Annotated in this window: 19 protein-coding genes; all 19 read left to right on the forward strand. The window is 44.3% G+C overall.

Translation table 11 applies throughout. The features are described 5' to 3' along the window. Positions 1-372 precede the first annotated feature (372 nt). The 19 genes from DACET_RS00935 to DACET_RS01020 all read left to right on the forward strand — a co-directional run bounded on the left by DACET_RS00935 (position 373) and on the right by DACET_RS01020 (position 24,609). On the forward strand, positions 373-1,695 hold the full coding sequence (locus DACET_RS00935; protein WP_013009539.1) for a cytochrome ubiquinol oxidase subunit I: 1,323 nt from the start codon (positions 373-375) through the stop codon (positions 1,693-1,695). After that, entirely contained in the window at positions 1,696-2,736 is a 1,041-nt protein-coding gene (cydB, locus tag DACET_RS00940) for a cytochrome d ubiquinol oxidase subunit II (RefSeq protein ID WP_013009540.1), read from the forward strand. It abuts the gene before it with no gap. A 242-nt stretch (positions 2,737-2,978) separates the two neighbouring features. After that, the gene (locus DACET_RS00945) at positions 2,979-3,662 is read left to right on the forward strand and encodes a response regulator transcription factor (RefSeq protein ID WP_013009541.1); all 684 of its coding nucleotides are present in this window, start codon (positions 2,979-2,981) and stop codon (positions 3,660-3,662) included. Further along, positions 3,659-5,044: a sensor histidine kinase gene (locus DACET_RS00950; RefSeq protein WP_013009542.1), complete on the forward strand. Its 1,386-nt coding sequence runs from the start codon at positions 3,659-3,661 to the stop codon at positions 5,042-5,044. The genes DACET_RS00945 and DACET_RS00950 overlap by 4 nt, the downstream gene beginning before the upstream one ends. Positions 5,045-5,238: 194 nt before the next feature. Beyond that, positions 5,239-6,681: a hypothetical protein gene (locus DACET_RS00955; protein WP_013009543.1), complete on the forward strand. Its 1,443-nt coding sequence runs from the start codon at positions 5,239-5,241 to the stop codon at positions 6,679-6,681. Positions 6,682-6,691: 10 nt separating this feature from the next. Further along, positions 6,692-7,150 carry a hypothetical protein gene (locus tag DACET_RS00960; protein ID WP_244392536.1) on the forward strand — a complete coding sequence of 153 codons (459 nt, stop codon included), beginning with the start codon at positions 6,692-6,694 and terminating at the stop codon, positions 7,148-7,150. A gap of 14 nt (positions 7,151-7,164) precedes the next feature. Beyond that, positions 7,165-10,083 (forward strand): molybdopterin-dependent oxidoreductase, encoded by a 2,919-nt coding sequence (locus tag DACET_RS15290; protein WP_013009545.1) that lies wholly within the window; start codon positions 7,165-7,167, stop codon positions 10,081-10,083. An 11-nt stretch (positions 10,084-10,094) separates the two neighbouring features. After that, a complete protein-coding gene (locus DACET_RS00970; RefSeq protein WP_013009546.1) occupies positions 10,095-10,709 on the forward strand; it encodes a 4Fe-4S dicluster domain-containing protein in 615 nt (204 codons plus the stop codon). A gap of 63 nt (positions 10,710-10,772) precedes the next feature. Next, positions 10,773-10,934: a hypothetical protein gene (locus DACET_RS16175; RefSeq protein WP_169304163.1), complete on the forward strand. Its 162-nt coding sequence runs from the start codon at positions 10,773-10,775 to the stop codon at positions 10,932-10,934. A 175-nt stretch (positions 10,935-11,109) separates the two neighbouring features. Continuing rightward, on the forward strand, positions 11,110-12,552 hold the full coding sequence (locus tag DACET_RS00975; RefSeq protein WP_013009547.1) for a hypothetical protein: 1,443 nt from the start codon (positions 11,110-11,112) through the stop codon (positions 12,550-12,552). Positions 12,553-12,562: 10 nt separating this feature from the next. Then, a complete protein-coding gene (locus tag DACET_RS00980; protein WP_244392536.1) occupies positions 12,563-13,021 on the forward strand; it encodes a hypothetical protein in 459 nt (152 codons plus the stop codon). A gap of 14 nt (positions 13,022-13,035) precedes the next feature. Further along, complete coding sequence (locus DACET_RS00985; protein ID WP_013009548.1) at positions 13,036-15,939, forward strand: molybdopterin-containing oxidoreductase family protein; 2,904 nt, start codon at positions 13,036-13,038, stop codon at positions 15,937-15,939. Positions 15,940-15,950: 11 nt separating this feature from the next. Beyond that, on the forward strand, positions 15,951-16,565 hold the full coding sequence (locus DACET_RS00990; protein WP_013009549.1) for a 4Fe-4S dicluster domain-containing protein: 615 nt from the start codon (positions 15,951-15,953) through the stop codon (positions 16,563-16,565). A gap of 366 nt (positions 16,566-16,931) precedes the next feature. Continuing rightward, positions 16,932-18,374 (forward strand): hypothetical protein, encoded by a 1,443-nt coding sequence (locus tag DACET_RS00995; protein WP_013009550.1) that lies wholly within the window; start codon positions 16,932-16,934, stop codon positions 18,372-18,374. Positions 18,375-18,384: 10 nt separating this feature from the next. Next, a complete protein-coding gene (locus DACET_RS01000) occupies positions 18,385-18,843 on the forward strand; it encodes a hypothetical protein (RefSeq protein WP_244392538.1) in 459 nt (152 codons plus the stop codon). Positions 18,844-18,857: 14 nt separating this feature from the next. Further along, positions 18,858-21,677 (forward strand): molybdopterin-dependent oxidoreductase, encoded by a 2,820-nt coding sequence (locus tag DACET_RS01005; protein ID WP_013009552.1) that lies wholly within the window; start codon positions 18,858-18,860, stop codon positions 21,675-21,677. Between the two features lie 11 nt (positions 21,678-21,688). Further along, entirely contained in the window at positions 21,689-22,303 is a 615-nt protein-coding gene (locus DACET_RS01010; protein ID WP_013009549.1) for a 4Fe-4S dicluster domain-containing protein, read from the forward strand. Between the two features lie 394 nt (positions 22,304-22,697). Then, positions 22,698-24,140, forward strand: coding sequence for a hypothetical protein (locus tag DACET_RS01015; protein ID WP_013009553.1), 1,443 nt, complete (start codon positions 22,698-22,700; stop codon positions 24,138-24,140). A gap of 10 nt (positions 24,141-24,150) precedes the next feature. Continuing rightward, on the forward strand, positions 24,151-24,609 hold the full coding sequence (locus DACET_RS01020) for a hypothetical protein (RefSeq protein ID WP_244392538.1): 459 nt from the start codon (positions 24,151-24,153) through the stop codon (positions 24,607-24,609). Positions 24,610-24,616: the final 7 nt, after the last annotated feature.

Consider the following 24,616-nt stretch of genomic DNA (forward strand, 5'->3'; position numbering starts at 1 on the left):
ATCACAGCTTTAGAGCTTAAGTCATTACGAGGGATGTAATGACGAAGCAATCTCAGGATTAACTAATGAGTCCATAGACTGCCACAGCCCTGCGTGCTTCGCAGTGACGTATTTTGCATATTCTCTATTTGTGACAATGAAGTTGTAACTTCGTGTGTTAAGCACGTGCGAAGCAAGAGAACCACTCTTAAGGCAAATGGTGCCGATAACATCTTTCTACTGAAAATACATGAGCGTTTTTGTTTTAGTCTCAGGTAGTACTGATCTGATATAAGACAAAATTTGTCCCCTGTAGGTTGACAAACTAATTTTTTAGGAGCTATTATTGAGCATTGGCTTGTTATTTCTTCTTAAAATTACAGGAGGCAATCAATGGATGCAATCGCATTATCGAGGCTTCAGTTTGCATTGACAGCAGGTTTTCACTGGCTCTTTGTCCCTCTTACGCTGGGACTGATCATTCTGGTGGCAATAATGGAAACTATGTATGTCCGCACTGGGGACAGGATGTATCTCAGGATGACAAAATTCTGGGGGAAGCTGTTTCTGATCAATTTTGCTGTAGGTGTCGTAACTGGGATAACACTTGAGTTTCAATTCGGAATGAACTGGGCGGAATACTCTAAGTATGTCGGTGATATTTTCGGTGCACCACTGGCAATAGAGGCGACAGTTGCCTTTTTTCTGGAGTCCACGTTTCTTGGAGTATGGATTTTCGGCTGGAAAAAAGTAAGCAAAAAAGTACATCTTTTCGCAGTATGGATGGTTGCGCTCGGCTCAAATCTGTCAGCCCTGTGGATACTCGTTGCTAATGCATGGATGCAGCATCCTGTGGGGTATGAGCTGAAAAACGGCAGGGCAGAGATGGTCGATTTCGGTGCTCTTATCTTTTCTCCGTATGCGTGGACGAAATTTTTTCACGCTGTTTCAAGCGGGTGGGTTGTTGCTTCATTTTTCGTTATGGGTATATCTGCCTATCATCTTCTTAGAAAGAATGAGATGATGTTTTTCAAGAAAAGTATTAAATACGGTGCTGCTTTTGGGCTTGCCGCCACACTGTTTCTCGCTTTTATAGGCGACTCCAGCGGTATAGAGGTTGCTAAACACCAGCCTGCGAAGTTTGCTGCTATGGAAGCTTTGTGGGAAACTCAGAAGGGAGCTCCTGAGTATATTCTTGCTGTTCCGGATGTTAAAAACGAGCGTAATGCACTTGAGATTATTCCGATACCAAAGCTCGCAAGCTTTCTTGCTTTCCATGACTGGAATGCTGAGGTTATAGGGCTGAAAGATTTTGCGCCTGACATGCGTCCGCCAGTTGTGCTTACTTTTCTGAGTTTCCGCTTTATGGTGGGGCTGGGGACCTTTTTTATATTGGTTACGTTAATGGCTCTCATATATTACAAAAAGAAATCTATCGAAAATAAGAGGTGGTTCCTGAAGCTTCTTGTACTCTGTATCCCTCTCCCTTATATCGCTGGAGAGCTGGGCTGGATTGTCGCTGAAGTTGGAAGGCAGCCATGGATAGTATACGGACTGATGAAAACATCCGACGCTGTCTCTGTTAATCTCACACCTGGGCATGTTATCTTTTCACTGGTTGGGTTTGTCAGCTTTTACTCTCTTCTTGGGATAATTGACTTTTACCTGCTTGTGAAATATTCAAAAAAAGGTCCTGAAAAGGCTTTGGAGGCATAAATGGAACTTACTACATTACAGGTTGTATGGTTTGCTCTTTGGGGGCTTTTATGGGCAGTCTACTTTATGCTCGACGGTTTTGATTTCGGTGCGGGCATGCTGATGCCTTTTCTTTCTGAGTCTGATTCAGACAGGAGGGTTGTCATAAATACACTTGGTCCCGTGTGGGACGGAAATGAAGTATGGCTTATTACGGCGGGCGGTGCAACTTTTGCCGCATTTCCCACCACATATGCATATATGTTTAGCTGGCTTTACCTGCCGCTGCTTTTAATATTGTTCAGTCTGATCTTTCGTGGGGTCGGTTTTGAGTTCAGAGGGAAGAGGGACACTGACCGCTGGCGTCAAGGATGGGATATTACTATCATGACCAGCAGCTTTCTGGCGTCACTGCTTTTTGGGGTTGCGTTCGGTAATATTTTCAGGGGGATTCCTATTAATATGGCAGACGGTCAGTTTGTCTATGAAGGTAATTTCTTTATGCTTCTTAATCCCTATGCGCTTCTTACCGGTGTTCTTTTTGTTCTGCTTTTTGCCAGACACGGCGCATTGTGGCTAAGCGTAAAGACTACCGGTTCACTTGCTGAAAGGGCAGAAAACATGTCCAGAAAACTGTTTATCCCTCTTGTGGCTGTGGCTGTTGCATTTCTTGCTGCAACGTATTTTTCCACGAGGCTTTACGAGAATTATATCGAGATGCCGATGTGGTTTGCCGTTATAGTTCTTTGTGTAACGTCTCTCATTGCCTCCGGCACAAGCTCAGGTGTTAAAGCTTTCGGGTTCTCATGCACGACAATACTCCTCACTGTGTTTACAGGTATTATAGGATTATTTCCTGACCTTTTGCCTTCAAGCATTTCACCGGAATTTTCACTTACGGCGTTTAATACTTCGTCCAGCAGGTACACTTTGACAGTTATGACAATAGTTGTTGCGATATTTGTTCCGCTGGTGCTGATGTATCAGATATGGACATATTATATCTTTAGAAAACCTGTTTCACCGGAAGATGTTGCAGATCCGGAAGTGGAATCTTACTAAGCTGTTCCAAGGCTCCTTCCTAATGTTGGAGCCTTTTTTAATTTGCAGATTGTTATTGAAAGTGAGTGGCAATCAGATTTTTACTAAAAATATCTTATTCTTTTTATTAAGCCTAAGTGTGTACTTAACCCAAGTTTAACCTCTTCTGTGGTACTTTTAATCAAATAAGTTTTAAATCCTATTGTTATTTTCAGGCAGGGATTGCATATTTTATTTAAGAAAAATATACAATGGAAATGGTTATGAGAATATTGCTTGTTGAGGATGATGTTGATTTAGCAGAAAATATAATTGAGTATTTTCAGATACAGAACTGCAATACAGACTATGCTATGTCTGGGGAGGCAGCTCTGGAACTTCTTCATGACTATCAGTATGATGCTATTGTACTTGATATAAATTTACCTGGTATTAACGGTTTTGAAGTCTGTAAGGTAATCAGGATGAAGATGCATATGAATGTCCCTATTGTTATGCTTACGGCACGTTCCATGCTTGAAGACAAACTTGAGGGATTCGAGTCGGGAACAGATGATTTTCTTCCGAAACCCTTTGAGCTTGCTGAGCTTAAAATGCGAATATTAGCACTGCACAGGAGAGCCAGTCAGGGTATGGCAATGAAGTTCTGCATTGAGGATCTTTGCGTTGATCCCGACAATGGTACAGTGACAAGGTCGGAGATGCCTATTATCCTTCCGCCGATATGCTTTACTATACTTCTGAAACTGATAGAAAAATTTCCGGGGATAGCAACAAAAGAGGAGCTTGAGTACGCTGTCTGGAAAGATGAACCGCCTATGACAGACAGTCTAAAAGTTCACTTCTATACCCTGAGGCAAATGGTTGATAAACCTTTTGGTAAACAACTGCTTTACAGCATAAGGGGGAGAGGCTATGCCATTTCTTCCAAGGAACCGGAGCTTTGAGCTATAAACTGAATCTGAGGAGCAAGATACTGCTGGCATACATAGGGTATAGCCTGCTGCTCAGCTCGCTCACAGTTGTAGGCGTTATCCTTGCCACGCAGATGAGCGAAACTCGTTCACAGAGAGATCGTATTAAGGTTGAAGCAGAGTATTATCTCAGCGATTATCTTTCAAGTTTTATTGCGCCTGCTTCTAATTCTTTTAATTCTGCAAGATCCACCTCACCTTTCATTACCTATTATTATGGAGAGGAGCTTCTTCCGTTGTGGGTAAAGAATAAAGTCCTCGGGCTTCAGCCGGGCACGTATTTTCGTGACAATGACAAGCAGAAATACTGCATACTAATAAAACGTCTACCTGACGGAGAAAATTTCTATCTGCTTTACAATGTGACACGGCAGAATAGGGGGGCAGAAGCACTTCATTCGCTCCAGATGACTATTCTTCTTACTCTTTTGCCTATTCTTATTTTCGGTGTGACTCTGGGGCTTATTACTTCTCATAAAGTTATTGGTCCTGTACTTCGGCTGGAGAAATTTATGAGAAAACTGGAGCCAAGACAGAAGCTCCCTGATGATTTTGAAAAAGTATTTAATAAAGACGAGATAGGTTTTCTCGCGGCAACGTTGAAAACATCAGTAAATGATATGCAGGACTCTATCGAACGGGAGACTTCTTTTGCAAGAGATGCTTCCCATGAGCTTAGAACACCTATTACTACAATAAAAAATTCACTCGAACTGCTTGATGAAATGAAGCCGAATCTGACAGTATCCACTCAGAAAGTTCTCAGAAGAATGTCCCGTGCAACATCTAATATGGAGCATCTTGTCAAATCTTTTCTTTGGTTATCAAGACAGAACAGACTACATGAATTCAAGAGCACTTCAGTAAATGTCTATGACCTTGTGGAAGAAGTAGTACAGGAGCAGAATTTTATAATAGAGCAGAAGCCTGTTGTGGTAAAAGTTTTTGATGAGGGGAGTGTGAAGGTAAACACAGAACCCCAGCTCATGAAAATACTTATCGCAAATCTGATAAGGAACGCCTTTACTTATACAGAGCGGGGATTTGTAGAAATACATATTAAAACCACATGTTTCCAGGTTCGGGACTCCGGGCGGGGAATAAAACCAGATGGGCTGATGATGATCAAAGACGGCACAAGGAAAGGACATGCTGATGGATTCGGGTTGGGACTGTCCATCGTTAAAAAGTTATGCGCAAATCTTGGCTGGTCATTCTATATCTGTTCAGAAGTCGGAAAAGGAACGCAGACTAGAATTTGCTATAACCTCAAAGAGCGTTGTGACTGGTGCATAGGGCTGAATATGAAAACACCGGAAGAGACAGGTGAAGCGAGTAAACTCCGACACGCCTGATCCACTATTATCTACGCTCCGCAGAAAGCTATAAGCCTATAATATCTATTTCAGATAATTAACAAAACTCTGTACAGTTATCACACATTTTACCTTCGCTTAACCAATCAGGTGTTAGCATCTGACTAAGGTTGAGGTCGACTTGTTTTGATTAAAATGAGTTTGACGATCTTCAACATACACAAGGAGGGGAAATGAGTCATTCGTTAAGCAAAGCATTTTTCGCAGTATTAATCCTTGCTTTAACAGTATCAGTAGCTTATAGCTTCGAGGACGACAGCTACAGCACACCTGATAACTGGAAACAGCACGTGACTGCAGGTCGTATAGTCCAGAGCACCAGCGGTTCAGGACTGACCGATGATACTAGTCTTTACACAACTCTTACCACCCGTCTGCGTCTTAAGTCTAATGAATATGCCGAAGACAGCGATGTCTATCAGTACATTCGTATGCACACCGATGCAGCAGAAGTAGGTAACGGCACAGTAAAGCTTTCAATCTTCGGACGAATCACCAGCGATATCAACGGAGATTCCGATGAAGACTGGGGAGACAAAGACTTCTATGCTCAGAGAGACATTCTTGACGCTGACAGCAGCGAAGGAGATCTCGGCGGTCGTCTTTATCAGGGTTATATCCAGGCAGACGGTGTTATTAAGAACACCAAGATCAGCATTGGGCGTTTTTACCTTGATCACCTTACTACCTATCAGGTAGACGGGCTTGACGCACAGGTAAATGCAACTGATAACTTTTCAGTTTATGCCTTCGGTGGTCTTCCGGTAAGCTACTTTTATGATCTTGAAGATTCCTATGTAGCTGGAGCAGGTTTCAGCTATAAGTATATGGATAACACTATCTTTAGAGGTGAGTACTCCTACGCAGAAGTAGACGACATTGATGATGATCATACTCAGCTTGAGTTTGTTCAGCTCATCCCTAACGGTTCATTAATGCTCGGTTACGAGCTTCTTAATGATGCGGATACTTACAGCGCAGATCTTGATTACCAGATATCCTCCACCGGAACTATCGTTACTCTCGGTTTCGAGAGACTTAATGATGATATAGAAGGCAGCGACAGCAACTATCTGGTTAACCCTATCACTTATGCCCTGATGGATCAGAGCAAATACAGCAAATACAAAGCATCCGTGTATCAGCCTTTTATGAAGTATTTCGTAGCAGGTCTGAGCTATGAGGCTAAGTCTGTAGACGGAGATGAGAACTTCGATAACCGTGACTATCAGAAGTACGGAGCTAAGTTCGACATCAACGGTCTTATCAGTGATGGAACTTACATCTCTCTTAATGCCGATAAGTGGGCAATTTCTGATACGGATTCCACCGACGATAACAACCGCATCATGTACGGTCTTCAGGTTAGCCAGAAGGTTAATGCGGAGGTTGATGTATGGCTTGGTTCATCTTTCAGCAAATACGAGTATGACTATCTTACCGATACCCGTAAGGATTCAGTAAGAAGCTACTATGTAGGCGGTCAGTATCAGCCTAGCGAGACCCTCGGAGTTCTTTTAGACGTAAGCCGCGAAGAGACAGAGTTCTACGATGATGTAGATGATGATCTCAGCGACAGTTACGTGGTAGAGCTTTGGGCTAACATAGCATTCTAGATAAGGAGATATGATGAAACGAATAATAATCTTAACCATGCTGCTGCTTGCAATATCTCTTGTAGCGTTTGCTGTGACTTCTAATAAGCCAGCGAGCCATGATACTTCATGGATGGAACGCCACGGTAATGCAAGTAAGATAGATAAGCAGGAATGTTTAGAGTGTCACGTAGAGCAGGTATCCTGCATTCAGTGCCACCAGGACACACAGCCCCGTAATCACACTGGCGGCTGGGTGAAGAAAGGTCACGGCTTAGAGGCTAGATGGGACAGGAACAGCTGTCAGACCTGCCACCGTGAGGATTCCTGTATCCAGTGCCATCAGGAGACCCCTCCTGCAAGTCACCGTCCTGGTTGGAGAGATCCGATCAACAGACATTGTGACAGCAGCTGTCACTACCCAGTACAGGAAACTACCTGTTTTACTTGTCATAAGAGTGCTCACGCACCTAATCAGTACACTAAGTAGATGGAGCGTAAATAATGAGTTTAAAAGATAAATTACTTAAATCCCAAGAAGTAACCCGTCGTACCTTCCTTAAGGGTGCGAGTGCAGCCGGAGCTGCAGCGGCGCTTTACGGTTGCGGCGGAGGCGGCGGCGGTAAAACTTACATGGAAGAGGACGACACTCTTGAAGTGCCGGAAATAAAAGGGACAATCATACCCGGTGGTACTCCTCACAACTGTGGTGGACGTTGTCTCAGCAAATACTATGTTGAAGACGGTGTGGTAAAAAGAATTGTAACAGACGAAAGAGGCGATAAGACTCTTGAGAATGGTGACGATCCTGAATACCGCTCATGCGTCAGATGCCGTTCAAGAAAGCAGTGGTTCTACCGTAATGACCGTCTTATGTATCCTCTCAAGCAAACTGGTGAAAGAGGAGATATGGACGGATTCGTAAGAATCTCATGGGATCAGGCTTTCACAGAAATTGCCGCTAAAATGCAGGATGTTATCGGCAGATACGGCAGTAAAGGTATCCATTCCATTTACTCCTCCGGTGATGCTTCCGGCTGGGCAAGCAACTCTCTGCACAGACTTCTTGGTCTTACAGGCGGTTACACATATTACTACTCTAACTACAGCTTCCCTGCTCTTGAGCATGTTGCAAGATTTGTAGATGGTAGAAATAATGGTTCTCCATATGGAAACGGCAGACAGGATGCTAAAAATGCAGATTATCTTGTTCTGTGGAGTTTCAACCCTAACGAAGTAGTATTCGGTACTAACACAAACTGGTACCTTCAGCAGATTAAGGAGAGCGGTGTTCCTGTTATTGCTGTGGACACTCGTGTTTCTAAAACTGTTGCTACAGCAGCGGATGAATATATCAGCATTATGCCTGGTACAGACGCAGCACTTGTAATGGCTATGATGTATCACATTATGAAAGAGCATCCAGATAAAGTGGATTCTGCTTTTATTCAGAAATACTGCTACGGTTTCTTCGATACCGGTAACACTACACTTCATGCAGACAGTCCGTCAGCTAACTATGATGTGCCGGACGGCGGTTCACTTTCTGCTTTTATCATGGGTGATGAAAATGATCTTCTTACAGGTTCAGGTTCTATCCTTGCTGGCTTAAATAACAAATTGTCTATCTACCCTGACACAATAGGTTACAACGTAAACGATGACGATGACCTTTTCGGTAAGACAGTAGGCATCTGGGGACAGGAAGCTAAAACACCTGAGTGGGCAGAAGCGATCACTGGTGTTCCTGCTGCTAAAATCAAAGAACTTGCACTCCTTTACATGGACAATAAAGTCACAACATGGATAGGTGGTGGTTACCAGAGACACACAGAATCTGAGCAAGCTGTATGGATGAACAGAATATTCAGTGTTTTCTCTAAAAACTTTGGTGCGGCCGGTCAGAGTTCAGGACGTAATTCTAACAACGTCACAGCATCAACACCTGGAACAGGTATGGGCGCAGGCAATGGCGTAAACCTTGAAAGCGAACTTTATTACCCAAAAAGAGTAACATCGGATCTGAAATATGTACATACAGTGCAAAGAGCCAACATGCCTGTTTTTGTTATTCCTGATGCACTTGATAATGCGGGAACTGGAAAATCAAAATGGAATGACGGTCAGGTTAAAAAAATTCACGAAGGCTTTGGTAAAATTTTCTTCGTGCCTGGCGGTAACATTATGGTTAACCAGTCCGGTGATGTTAACTATAACTATGACATCTTCACTGACAGATCAAAGTGCGAGATGATTGTAAATTTTGACCACTTTATGACACCTTCAGCAGCAATTGCCGACTATATCCTTCCGTCAACAATGCAGGGTGAAAAACCAGGTGCTGTTAATGCGTGGGGTACAGGTGAAGTTTGTATCAGACTTAATAAAGTTAAAGATATTCCTGGCGAAGTTATGTCTGAATACGATATCTGTGCTGGTATTGCAAGTAAATTCGGGCTTGAGAGTGACTACTATGACGGCTACTCAACAGGGCAGGAAGGTATGGACGAAAGACTTGAAGCAGGATGGGATTCTGCCAATCTTTCTGCTAAGTATGGTATGACTTACGATGAATGGGTAGAGAAAGGTATTGCGTCACTTCACAGCACATACAACGAAAACCAATATTACATTCACTTCGAAGATTTCCGCAATGATCCTGTGAGCAATCCGCTTCAAACACCTACAGGTAAAATAGAAGCTTATTGTCAGGCAATGATGGAAGACTATGAAGCGAGAAATCACTTTAACATTGATGAAGTTACTGCCGATGCCGGTGGAGAAACAGTGCTTTACGGTACAGGAGAAATATATTCTCCACTTGCTAATACAGAAGGTAAAACTACAGCCAGAAGATTTGTTTACCCTATCCCTATGTATATACCTCTTATGGAAGGTGTACATGCTATTGACTATACAGATCCTGCTAATGAGTATGCTCACCCGGATCCACTTGGTACAAACGACAAAGGGTACACATATACTCTTCACACATGGCACCTGATGTATCGTTCACACTCAACGCTGAATAACGTTGCGTATCTGGATGAATGTCAGAAACAAGATATTAACGGTAACCCTGCGTTCCTCGACCCGAACAGAGATTGGTCTGAAGGAGCTTGGGACGATAATGTCTATGAGTCTATATGGCTTAACCCTGCAGATGCTAAAGACATCGGCGTTACTCAGGGGGACAGAGTCCTTATCAGTAACGACAGAGGGAAGATGTATGCATCAGTTGTTTTAACCAACAGAGTACGTCCGAAAATCATTCATATCGGACAAGGGTCATGGTCCAGCAAAAATTCTGATGGCATAGATGTTGGTGGTAATGCAAACACAGTAACCACAGCCCGCCCATCAAGGATTTGTAAAGGTATGACTTCAGCCAATGACTGCAAAGTCAAAATTGAAAAAGCGTAGGGAGGCTCATAATGGCTCAGATGGCATTTTACTTCGATCAAAATAGATGTATGGGATGTAACGCCTGTACAGTAGCTTGTAAAGACTGGAACGATGTTCAGCCCGGTCAGGCTAGATGGAGACGACTCAGCAATGAAGAATCAGGTTCGTTTCCTGATGTGAAAGTGTTCAATCTTGTGCTTTCATGCAACCACTGTGCTAACCCTGCTTGTACAGCAGCTTGTCCGGTTGGCGCTATATATAAAAGAGAAGAAGACGGTATAGTAATCGTAAACCGTGATCTCTGTCAGAATATCAAAGCCTGTGCCGTAGCGTGTCCTTATGGTGCGCCTCAGTTCGGTGATGATGACAGTGAACCGGTAGCCGAAGCTTCATGGGCGGTAGCTCACCCGATGCAGAAATGTACTTTCTGCTGGGACAGACAGGCAGAAGGTCTTGCACCATCCTGTGTAGCTGCATGCCCTCAGCGTGCGCTTGACTTTGGTACAGTAGCTGAAATAACAGCTAAATATCCGACAGCAGTGAAAACTGTAGTTGGTATGCCTCAGTCTGACCTTGATTCTAACGGCAACAAGCTCGAATCAGGCGACACTGTTCCGTCCATTTACTTTAAACCAAAGGGTTAATCCCTTTTAACTTTGGCGGGGTACATAACGTGTGCCCCGCCTTTTTTTTAATATTTTCAGGACTTGATACAACCGAAAAGAGAGATATCTGATTTTACCTTGGTAAATCTATCTTCGTTTGTATCAGTTTCTGAACTATATTTAGAAACCACCGCACTTGCGAAAATACGCAAGACAAGAATGACCAGAAAGCAGCAGAAGATGGGGGACGGTTCCTTTGTGTAATCCCTGACATATAGGAATCGTTCTGCTGCATTAAATACCCTCCGATTCTCTCAAAAAAATCACTTTTCTTAAATACTATTTACCATTTCTTTACTTTCACAGCGTTAGCTTTGACTGAAGCAAAGCGCTGTCCTAATTTTACAAACAGCCTCTGCTTTTATCACAAGGAGGGGAAATGAGTCATTCGTTAAGTAAAGCATTTTTCGCAGTATTAATCCTTGCTTTAACAGTATCAGTAGCCTATAGCTTCGAGGACGACAGCTACAGCACACCTGATAACTGGAAACAGCACGTGACTGCAGGTCGTATAGTCCAGAGCACCAGCGGTTCAGGACTGACCGATGATACTAGTCTTTACACAACGCTTACCACCCGTCTGCGTCTCAAGTCTAACGAATATGCTGAGGACAGCGATGTCTATCAGTACATTCGTATGCACACCGATGCAGCAGAAGTAGGTAACGGTACCGTAAAGCTTTCAATTTTCGGACGAATCACCAGCGATATCAATGGTGATTCTGATGAAGACTGGGGGGATAACGACTACTATGCCCAGCGGGATATTCTTGACGCTGACAGCAGCGAAGGAGATCTCGGCGGTCGTCTTTATCAGGGTTATCTCCAGGCAGACGGTGTTATTAAGAACACTAAGATCAGCATTGGACGTTTTTACCTTGATCACCTTACTACCTATCAGGTAGACGGTATTGACGCACAGGTAAATGTAACTGATAACTTTTCAGTTTATGCCTTTGGCGGTCTTCCGGTAAGCTACTTTTATGATCTTGAAGATTCCTATGTAGCAGGAGCAGGCTTCAGCTATAAGTATATGGATAACACTATCTTCAGAGGTGAGTACTCCTATGCCGAAGTAGACGACATTGATGACGATCATACTCAGCTTGAGTTTGTTCAGCTTATCCCTAACGGTTCAGTAATGCTCGGTTACGAGCTTCTTAATGATGCGGATACTTACAGCGCAGATCTTGATTACCAGATATCCTCCACCGGAACTATCGTTACTCTCGGTTTCGAGAGACTTAATGATGATATAGAAGGTAGCGACAGCAACTATCTGGTTAACCCTATCACTTATGCCCTGATGGATCAGAGCAAATACAGCAAATACAAAGCATCCGTGTATCAGCCTTTTATGAAATATTTCGTAGCAGGTCTGAGCTATGAGGCTAAGTCTGTAGACGGAGATGAGAACTTCGATAACCGTGACTATCAGAAGTACGGAGCTAAGTTCGACATCAACGGTCTTATCAGTGATGGAACTTACATCTCTCTTAATGCCGATAAGTGGGCAATTTCTGATACGGATTCCACCGACGATAACAACCGCATCATGTACGGTCTTCAGGTTAGCCAGAAGGTTAATGCGGAGGTTGATGTATGGCTTGGTTCATCTTTCAGCAAATACGAGTATGACTATCTTACCGATACCCGTAAGGATTCAGTAAGAAGCTACTATGTAGGCGGTCAGTATCAGCCTAGCGAGACCCTCGGAGTTCTTTTAGACGTAAGCCGCGAAGAGACAGAGTTCTACGATGATGTAGATGATGATCTCAGCGACAGTTACGTGGTAGAGCTTTGGGCTAACATAGCATTCTAGATAAGGAGATATGATGAAACGAATAATAATCTTAACCATGCTGCTGCTTGCAATATCTCTTGTAGCGTTTGCTGTGACTTCTAATAAGCCAGCGAGCCATGATACTTCATGGATGGAACGCCACGGTAATGCAAGTAAGATAGATAAGCAGGAATGTTTAGAGTGTCACGTAGAGCAGGTATCCTGCATTCAGTGCCACCAGGACACACAGCCCCGTAATCACACTGGCGGCTGGGTGAAGAAAGGTCACGGCTTAGAGGCTAGATGGGACAGGAACAGCTGTCAGACCTGCCACCGTGAGGATTCCTGTATCCAGTGCCATCAGGAGACCCCTCCTGCAAGTCACCGTCCTGGTTGGAGAGATCCGATCAACAGACATTGTGACAGCAGCTGTCACTACCCAGTACAGGAAACTACCTGTTTTACTTGTCATAAGAGTGCTCACGCACCTAATCAGTACACTAAGTAGATGGAGCGTAAATAATGAGTTTAAAAGATAAATTACTTAAATCCCAAGAAGTAACCCGTCGTACCTTCCTTAAGGGTGCGAGTGCAGCCGGAGCTGCAGCGGCGCTTTACGGTTGCGGCGGAGGCGGCGGCGGTAAAACTTACATGGAAGAGGACGATACTCTTGAAGTGCCGGAAATAAAAGAGGAAGCTGTAATCAGCTCTATACCCAACGACTGCGGCGGCGGATGTATTACAAAATATTATGTCGCTGACGGCGTTATTAAGCGCATTGTCACAGACGAAAGAGAAGACCTTGCAATAGACAAAGGGGACAGACCTCAGCTTAGGGCTTGTGTACGCTGTCGTTCAAGAAAGCAGTCTTTCTACCGTAATGACCGTGTGATGTATCCTCTCAAGCAGACTGGTGAGAGGGGTGACCTTAATGGATTCGTAAGAATTTCATGGGATCAGGCATACACAGAGATCGCAGCAAAGATGGAAGAGATCAAGTCAAATTACGGAGCAGGTTCATATCACAAAATACATGCTGCCGGAGATTTCAGCGGATGGTCATGGTATGGGATAAATAAGCTCCTTGTTCTGCATAATGAAGGGTACACAAACCACTGGGGGACATACAGCGTTCCGTCTGTTGCATACATTGCGTCTATGATAGAGGGGGGGAGCCACTATGTTCCTATGGCAAACACAAGACAGGACGTTCTGAATGCAGAGCACCTTGTTTTATGGTCATATAACCCGATGGAAACCATTTATGACACAAACACAGGCTGGTATCTTACACAGTGTAAAGAGAAAGGTATACCTGTCACAGTCATAGATACAAGATATTCAAAAACAGCCGCAACAATTGGCGGCGACTATGTAAATATTATGCCGAGCACAGACGCTGCCCTTATCTCTGCAATGATATACCATATACTCAAAAATCATTTTGACAAAGTCGATGTAGATTTTATCAACGACTATATGTATGGATTTTTTGACAACGGCAATTCTCTTTATCATTCAGATGTTGATGCATCAGCCTATGCTGTACCGGACGGTGGTTCTCTTTCTGCTTTTATCATGGGTGATGAAGATGACCTTACAAAAGCAACTGCAGACCACCCTGTTCTTAACAATGCTACATCAATATATCCGAACACAATCGGCTATAACGTAAATGATGATGATGTCCTGCACGGTAAAACTGTCCATATCTGGGGACAGAAAGCTAAAACACCTGAGTGGGCGGAGAAGATCACCGGCGTTCCTGCTGACAAGATCAGAGAGCTTGCGGAAATGTATCTGACTAAAAAAGTAACAACACATGTAGGGCTCGGCTACCAGAGACACACTGAGTCTGAGCAGGCTGTATGGCTTCACCGTGTACTTTCTGTTATCACTAAAAACTTTGGTGCTGAGGGGAGATCTCTCGGTATGATAAATGCTGCTAAAACAGGTGCCGCAAGTCCCGCCCCTGCGGATCTTTACGTTCCTAATACTGTAGGTATAAGCGGAATTTATGATGAGGACAGAACGACATCTCCTTCTTACATGCCTGCGGCGGAGAAGATCAATGTGCCGGCTTTTGCCGTGCCGGATGGATTTGATAATGCAGGAACTAGTAAATCAAAATGGAATGACGGTCAGGTGAAAAACCTTCCTGAAAGCTTCGGGAAAGCTGTTTTTGTTTCAGGTGCTAATATCATGACCAACAATAGTGGTGATGTTAACTACAACTGGGATATTTATAAAGATAAGAGCAAGTGCGAGCTTATTGTCAACTTTGAGCCTTTTATGACATCAACAGCGGCTATGTCTGACTATATTCTCCCTTCAAAAATGATTGGTGAAAAGCCGACATTTATCACTGGCTGGTTCGGGCTTGACACACTTATCAGGTCTAATGTTGTTACTGACGCACCAGGTGAAGTTCTTGATGAATACACTATATGTGCAGGGATAGCCGAGAAGCTCGGACTGAAAGGTGATTATCAGGGAGATTACGAAGTTGGTGAGGAAGGTATGGAAGCCAGACTTCGTAAAGGATGGGATGATGCAGACCTTACAAGCGTTTATGGCATGACATATGATGAAATATGTGAAAAAGGTGCCGCCGAGATGCCTGATACGGATGTTCTGCCTATTAATTATAAAGATTTTCGTGATGATCCTGCAAACAATCCGCTTAAGTCACCTACCGGTAAATTCGAGGCATATTGTCTTGGAGTGATAGAGGGGTATGAGGCGAGATATCACGAGAATATTGACACTGTAACTTCTGATGATGATTCCGGAGTTTATACTCTGCCCAATGGCGGTTCAATATTTTCTAAATACCACGGAGACAACACCGGCAGGCGTTTTGTGTATCCTATCCCTATGTATATCCCTGCTGTAGAAGGGCGTCATGCGATAGACACAACAGACCCTGATCATGAGCTTGCCCATGACGATCCGGCTGGAGCAGATGGAAACGGGTATAAGTTTACTCTGCATAACTGGCACAGTATGTACAGAACTCACTCAACACACAATAATGTTGCATACGCTGCTGAAAATTACAAAAGGAATGCAAGCGGTAACCCTGCTTTTCTTGATCCGAAAAGAGACTGGACAGAAGGCGTATGGGAAGACGGTATTTATGAGCCTGTGTGGATCAATCCTGTCGATGCTAATGAACTCGGAATTCAGGACGGAGACAGAGTTCTGCTGAGTAACGCCCGCGGCAAGGCATATGCTTCTGCCCGTGTTACTAACAGAGTTGCTCACAGGATAGCTTATATGTCAGAAGGCGGATGGTTTAGCAAAAATAGTGAAGGGATAGATGTGGGAGGGTGTACTAATACTCTGATGACAGCCCGCCCTTCCAGAATTTGTAAAGGGATGACTTCCGGTAATGACTGTCGTATTAAAATTGAGAAAGCGTAGGGAGGCTCATAATGGCTCAAATGGCATTTTACTTCGATCAAAATAGATGTATGGCTTGTAACGCCTGTACAGTAGCTTGTAAAGACTGGAATGATGTTCAGCCCGGTCAGGCTAGATGGAGACGACTCAGTAATGAAGAATCAGGTTCATTTCCTGATGTGAAAGTGTTCAACCTTGTGCTTTCATGCAACCACTGTGCTAACCCTGCCTGTACAGCAGCTTGTCCGGTTGGCGCTATATATAAAAGAGAAGAAGACGGTATAGTAATCGTAAACCGTGATCTCTGTCAGAATATCAAAGCCTGTGCCGTAGCGTGTCCTTATGGTGCGCCTCAGTTCGGTGATGATGACAGTGAACCTGTAGCCGAAGCTTCATGGGCGGTGGCTCACCCGATGCAGAAATGTACTTTCTGCTGGGACAGACAGGCAGAAGGTCTTGCACCATCCTGTGTCGCTGCATGCCCTCAGCGTGCGCTTGACTTTGGTACAGTAGCTGAAATAACAGCTAAATATCCGACGGCAGTGAAAACTGTAGTTGGTATGCCTCAGTCTGACCTTGATTCTAACGGCAACAAGCTCGAATCAGGCGACACTGTTCCGTCCATTTACTTTAAACCAAAGGGTTAATCCCTTTTAATTTTGGCGGGGTACATAACGTGTGCCCCGCCTTTTTACTTCGGTAATAAATACTGTTGGCAGTAATTCCCCCTTGGGTATGATTTTAGGATAGGTTGCAAACGTGTCCGTTTTAGTGGTAAAGGCGGGCACGTCCTGTCCTATAGCATTTCTGCCAGTTGTGTTTATTATCGAAGAATAAAAACATATAGTTAATAATATGTTGTTTCGTCTGCCTAGCTATTGCAGCTTGCTCCCTTCTATATTTTCGTTGTGTTTGACTCTTATTTCACCTAACGCATGTTAACTTTCACATAAGTAGAGGACAGGGTACCATTAACATATGGATAGCCTCTGCTTTTATCACAAGGAGGGGAAATGAGTCATTCGTTAAGCAAAGCATTTTTCGCAGTATTAATCCTTGCTTTAACAGTATCAGTAGCTTATAGCTTCGAGGACGACAGCTACAGCACACCTGATAACTGGAAACAGCACGTGACTGCAGGTCGTATAGTCCAGAGCACCAGCGGTTCAGGACTGACCGATGATACTAGTCTTTACACAACTCTTACCACCCGTCTGCGTCTTAAGTCCAACGAATATGCTGAGGACAGTGATGTCTATCAGTACATTCGTATGCACACCGATGCAGCAGAAGTAGGTAACGGAACAGTAAAGCTTTCAATCTTCGGACGCATCACCAGCGATATCAATGGTGATTCTGATGAAGACTGGGGGGATAACGACTACTATGCCCAGCGGGATATTCTTGACGCTGACAGCAGCGAAGGAGATCTCGGCGGTCGTCTTTATCAGGGTTATCTCCAGGCAGACGGTGTTATTAAGAACACTAAGATCAGCATTGGACGTTTTTACCTTGATCACCTTACTACCTATCAGGTAGACGGTATTGACGCACAGGTAAATGTAACTGATAACTTTTCAGTTTATGCCTTCGGCGGTCTTCCGGTAAGCTACTTTTATGATCTTGAAGATTCCTATGTAGCTGGAGCAGGTTTCAGCTATAGGTATATGGATAACACTATCTTCAGAGGTGAGTACTCCTATGCCGAAGTAGACGACATCGATGACGATCATACTCAGCTTGAGTTTGTTCAGCTTATCCCTAACGGTTCAGTAATGCTCGGTTACGAGCTTCTTAATGATGCGGATACTTACAGCGCAGATCTTGATTACCAGATATCCTCCACCGGAACTATCGTTACTCTCGGTTTCGAGAGACTTAATGATGATATAGAAGGCAGCGACAGCAACTATCTGGTTAACCCTATCACTTATGCCCTGATGGATCAGAGCAAATACAGCAAATACAAAGCATCCGTGTATCAGCCTTTTATGAAGTATTTCGTAGCAGGTCTGAGCTATGAGGCTAAGTCTGTAGACGGAGATGAAAACTTCGATAACCGTGACTATCAGAAGTACGGAGCTAAGTTCGACATCAACGGTCTTATCAGTGATGGTACTTATATCTCTCTTAATGCGGATAAGTGGGCAATTTCTGATACGGATTCCACCGACGACAACAACCGCATCATGTACGGTCTTCAGGTTAGCCAGAAGGTTAATGCCGAGGTTGATGTATGGCTTGGTTCTTCTTTCAGCAAATACGAGTATGACTATCTTACCGACACCCGTAAGGATTCAGTAAGAAGCTACTACGTAGGCGGTCAGTATCAGCCTAGCGAGACCCTCGGAGTTCTTTTAGACGTAAGCCGCGAAGAGACAGAGTTCTACGATGATGTAGATGATGATCTCAGCGACAGTTACGTGGTAGAGCTTTGGGCTAACATAGCATTCTAGATAAGGAGATATGATGAAACGAATAATAATCTTAACCATGCTGCTGCTTGCAATATCTCTTGTAGCGTTTGCTGTGACTTCTAATAAGCCAGCGAGCCATGATACTTCATGGATGGAACGCCACGGTAATGCGAGTAAGATAGATAAGCAGGAATGTTTAGAGTGTCACGTAGAGCAGGTATCCTGCATTCAGTGCCACCAGGACACACAGCCCCGTAATCACACCGGCGGCTGGGTGAAGAAAGGTCACGGCTTAGAGGCTAGATGGGACAGGAGCAGCTGTCAGACTTGCCACCGTGAGGATTCCTGTATCCAGTGCCATCAGGAGACTCCTCCTGCAAGTCACCGTCCTGGTTGGAGAGATCCGATCAACAGACACTGTGACAGCAGCTGTCACTACCCAGTACAGGAAACCACCTGTTTTACTTGTCATAAGAGTGCTCACGCACCTAATCAGTACACTAAGTAGATGGAGCGTAAATAATGAGTTTAAAAGATAAATTACTTAAATCCCAAGAAGTAACCCGTCGTACCTTCCTTAAGGGTGCGAGTGCAGCCGGAGCTGCAGCGGCGCTTTACGGTTGCGGCGGAGGCGGCGGCGGTAAAACTTACATGGAAGAGGACGATACTCTTGAAGTGCCGGAAATAAAAGGAACTACTGTAATGGGTTCTACTCCTCATAACTGTGGTGGACGCTGCCTCAGTAAATATTATATAACAGATGGCGTTGTGAAACGTATCGTCACAGACGAAACAGAAGATAAAAACGCCCTTGGTACAACAGCTAATGACCCTCAAAGACGTTCCTGCGTAAGATGCCGTTCAAGAAAGCAGTGGTTCTACCGTAATGACCGTATTCTGTATCCTCTCAAGCAGACTGGTGAGAGGGGGGATATTAACGGTTTTCAGCGTATATCATGGGAACAGGCTTTCAGTGAGATCGGTAATCAGCTTAAAGACATAGCAGACGATCCATCAAAAGGGCCTGAAACACTTTTTAAAGTGTACGCTTCAGCAGATTCAACCGGATGGTCAGGCGGTTCTGTAGGCAGGCTTTTCAATATGCTTGGTGGTTCATTGTCATACAGAGACGACTATTCATGGCCTGCTCTTGACCACGTTGCAACTTTCACCGAAGGTACCGGATACATTCCTTTAGGAAACAGCAGAGGCGATATGGTTAATGCTGAACACATATTCCTCTGGAGTTACAACGGTCTCGAAGCTGTATGGGGTACACAGTCCGGCTGGTACCTGACACAGGCAAGAGAAAGTGGGATCCCCTTTACTGTTATAGACACAAGGTATTCGCAGACAGCGGCAACTCTGGCAGATGAATTTATCAATATTCAGCCTTGTACAGACGGAGCTCTTGCACTCGCTGCTATGTATTATCTCTTAAAAGAGAGAATGGCTGACCTTGACGTTGATTTTATCAAAGAGCACGTACACGGCTTTTTCGATGATCCTGCAGCAACCTCATACCATGCGAGCGTTGCAGACGGAACATATGTCGTTCCTAATGGTGCATCACTTTCCGCTTATATTTTCGGAACAGATACAACTCTTGTTGATGATGGGTATAACGGCGCTATTTCAATTTATCCTGACACAATAGGCTATAATGTACCCGATACAGATCCGTTGTTTGGCAAGAGAGCACCGATTTACGGTCAGACTCCAAAAACACCTGAGTGGGCATCTGCAATAACTGGTGTTCCAGTAGCTACTATTAAGAAGATCGCAGATACACTTATTGACTCAAAATGTACAATATTAAACGGATCAGGCTTTCAGCGTAACACGGAGTCAGAGCAGATTGTCTGGCTTATGAGAATTTTGACTGTAGTTACAGAGAACTTCGGAGCAGAAGGGTGCAGTTATGGTATGCAACCATGGAGCTGGGTTGGCGGTCCTTCTACAGGCATGTCCAGCGGTGTCTCCAACGGCGTGGATGTTTCAGGTTCAATCTATGATACAAGCGAAATGACAACAACAGACTTCTACGCAAACAGCACCTCAAACTCAATACCTGTTTTCATATGGCCTGATGCTGTTGAAAACGGCGGGACAGGTAAATCAAGATGGAATGATGGGCAGGTGGCCAATCTTCCGAAAGGTATAAAGTGTATCTTCAACTTTGCAGGGAACGTGCTTGCGAATCAATCAGGTGATGTCAATCTGCTTAAAGAGATACTCGCAGACAGAAGCAAGTGCGAGCTGCTAGTTACTGGTGAGCACTTTATGACATCGTCAGCACTTATGTCCGACTATGTTCTTCCATGTTCTATGCAGATGGAAAAACCGGGTGCAGCTACAGGCTGGTTCAGTGAAGAAGTTACACTCATTAACGAAGTCCTGGAGACTCCAGGAGAGGTTAAAAGTGAATACGACATCTGTGCTGGTATAGCCGGATCATTTGGGAAAGAGACAGAGTACACTGAAAATAAAACTATGCTCGACAGGCTCAAAGAGGGTTGGGACAGTGGATATGAAAGTGGGCAATTTGACATAACATGGGATGAATTCCTTGAAGATGGAGTCTGGAAACCGACTCTGCCTATATCAATTCTCTACAAAGATTTCAGAGATGACCCTTCTAACAATCCTCTTAATACACCGTCAGGTAAATTTGAGGCATATGCTCAGTGGATGATGGAGGATTATCAGGCACGTCGCTATGACAACCATGACACATACGGTTCTCTTGAGCATGGGGGTGTTATTAATGATGAGAAGTCTGGTGCATCAACGGATATGAGATTTGTATATCCTATCCCTATGTATATCCCTACTGTGGAAGGTATGCACGCCGACGGCAGCCATCCGGACCTTACAGGCAGGGGCGATGAAGGCTATAATTTCCTTCTTCACACATGGCACCTTCAGTATCGTTCACACTCGACACTGAATAACATTGCATATCTTGATGAGTGCTACAAACAAGATATAAACGGTAACTCTACATTTCTTGATCCTAACAGAGAAGTTAGCGACGGTGTATGGGACGACAATGTTTATGAACCAGTATGGCTTAGCCCTTCGGATGCGAGTAGTCTTGGTGTTGCAACAGGGGACAGAGTCCTTATCAGCAACGGCAGAGGAAGGATGTATGCATCAGTTGTTGTGACCAACAGAATTGCTTCGAAAATTGTTGGTATAGGACAAGGCGGATGGCATCAGCTTAAAGGCGATATTGATGTTGGAGGGTGTGCGAATACAATGACAAGTGCCCGTCCTTCAAGGATTTGTCAGGGTATGACCCTTGCAAATGACTGCCGTGTAAAAATAGTGAAAGCGTAGGGAGGCTCATAATGGCTCAAATGGCATTTTACTTCGATCAAAATAGATGTATGGCTTGTAACGCCTGTACAGTAGCTTGTAAAGACTGGAATGATGTTCAGCCCGGTCAGGCTAGATGGAGACGACTCAGTAATGAAGAATCAGGTTCATTTCCTGATGTGAAAGTGTTCAACCTTGTGCTTTCATGCAACCACTGTGCTAACCCTGCCTGTACAGCAGCTTGTCCGGTTGGCGCTATATATAAAAGAGAAGAAGACGGTATAGTAATCGTAAACCGTGATCTCTGTCAGAATATCAAAGCCTGTGCCGTAGCGTGTCCTTATGGTGCGCCTCAGTTCGGTGATGATGACAGTGAACCTGTAGCCGAAGCTTCATGGGCGGTGGCTCACCCGATGCAGAAATGTACTTTCTGCTGGGACAGACAGGCAGAAGGTCTTGCACCATCCTGTGTCGCTGCATGCCCTCAGCGTGCGCTTGACTTTGGTACAGTAGCTGAAATAACAGCTAAATATCCGACGGCAGTGAAAACTGTAGTTGGTATGCCTCAGTCTGACCTTGATTCTAACGGCAACAAGCTCGAATCAGGCGACACTGTTCCGTCTATTTACTTTAAACCAAAGGGTTAATCCCTTTTAATTTTGGCGGGGTGCATAACGTGTGCCCCGCCTTTTTACTTCGGTAATAAATACTGTTGGCAGTAATTCCCCCTTGGTATGATTTTAGGATAGGTTGCAAACGTGTCCGTTTTAGTGGTAAAGGCGGGCACGTCCTGTCCTATAGCATTTCTGCCAGTTGTGTTTATTATCGAAGAATGCTCAAACTCCTATTAACACCTTGATTAGCAATGCTATATAAGATGTTGTCCTTACCTCGTGCCAAAATTCTCAGAAATTTTGTCATTACTTTATTAAGTTTTACTGTGGCTTAACCAACCAAGTGATAATTTCTACATAAGCAGGATACCCAATGCCCTTTTCATATCCGAGGGCGTTCCTGCTGCTTTTATCACAAGGAGGGGAAATGAGTCATTCGTTAAGCAAAGCATTTTTCGCAGTATTAATCCTTGCTTTAACAGTATCAGTAGCTTATAGCTTCGAGGACGACAGCTACAGCACACCTGATAACTGGAAACAGCACGTGACTGCAGGTCGTATAGTCCAGAGCACCAGCGGTTCAGGACTGACCGATGATACTAGTCTTTACACAACGCTTACCACCCGTCTGCGTCTTAAGTCTAACGAATATGCCGAAGACAGCGATGTCTATCAGTACATTCGTATGCATACCGATGCAGCAGAAGTAGGTAACGGAACAGTAAAGCTTTCAATCTTCGGACGCATCACCAGCGATATCAATGGTGATTCTGATGAAGACTGGGGGGATAACGACTACTATGCCCAGCGGGATATTCTTGACGCTGACAACAGCGAAGGAGATCTTGGCGGTCGTCTTTATCAGGGTTATCTCCAAGCAGACGGTGTTATTAAGAACACTAAGATCAGCATTGGACGTTTTTACCTTGATCACCTTACTACCTATCAGGTAGACGGTATTGACGCACAGGTAAATGTAACTGATAACTTTTCAGTTTATGCCTTTGGCGGTCTTCCGGTAAGCTACTTTTATGATCTTGAAGATTCCTATGTAGCAGGAGCAGGCTTCAGCTATAAGTATATGGATAACACTATCTTCAGAGGTGAGTACTCCTATGCAGAAGTAGATGACATCGATGACGATCATACTCAGCTTGAGTTTGTTCAGCTTATCCCTAACGGTTCAGTAATGCTCGGTTACGAGCTTCTTAATGATGCGGATACTTACAGCGCAGATCTTGATTACCAGATATCCTCCACCGGAACTATCGTTACTCTCGGTTTCGAGAGACTTAATGATGATATAGAAGGCAGCGACAGCAACTATCTGGTTAACCCTATCACTTATGCCCTGATGGATCAGAGCAAATACAGCAAATACAAAGCATCCGTGTATCAGCCTTTTATGAAGTATTTCGTAGCAGGTCTGAGCTATGAGGCTAAGTCTGTAGACGGAGATGAGAACTTCGATAACCGTGACTATCAGAAATACGGAGCTAAGTTCGACATCAACGGTCTTATCAGTGACGGTACTTATATCTCTCTTAATGCGGATAAGTGGGCAATTTCTGATACGGATTCCACCGACGACAACAATCGCATCATGTACGGTCTTCAGGTTAGCCAGAAGGTTAATGCCGAGGTTGATGTATGGCTTGGTTCTTCTTTCAGCAAATACGAGTATGACTATCTTACCGACACCCGTAAGGATTCAGTAAGAAGCTACTACGTAGGCGGTCAGTATCAGCCTAGCGAGACCCTCGGAGTTCTTTTAGACGTAAGCCGCGAAGAGACAGAGTTCTACGATGATGTAGATGATGATCTCAGCGACAGTTACGTGGTAGAGCTTTGGGCTAACATAGCATTCTAGATAAGGAGATATGATGAAACGAATAATAATCTTAACCATGCTGCTGCTTGCAATATCTCTTGTAGCGTTTGCTGTGACTTCTAATAAGCCAGCGAGCCATGATACTTCATGGATGGAACGCCACGGTAATGCGAGTAAGATAGATAAGCAGGAATGTTTAGAGTGTCACGTAGAGCAGGTATCCTGCATTCAGTGCCACCAGGACACACAGCCCCGTAATCACACCGGCGGCTGGGTGAAGAAAGGTCACGGCTTAGAGGCCAGATGGGACAGGAGCAGCTGTCAGACTTGCCACCGTGAGGATTCCTGTATCCAGTGCCATCAGGAGACTCCTCCTGCAAGTCACCGTCCTGGTTGGAGAGATCCGATCAACAGACACTGTGACAGCAGCTGTCACTACCCAGTACAGGAAACCACCTGTTTTACTTGTCATAAGAGTGCTCACGCACCTAATCAGTACACTAAGTAGATGGAGC

The organism is Denitrovibrio acetiphilus DSM 12809, assembly GCF_000025725.1.
Lineage (GTDB): Bacteria > Chrysiogenota > Deferribacteres > Deferribacterales > Geovibrionaceae > Denitrovibrio > Denitrovibrio acetiphilus.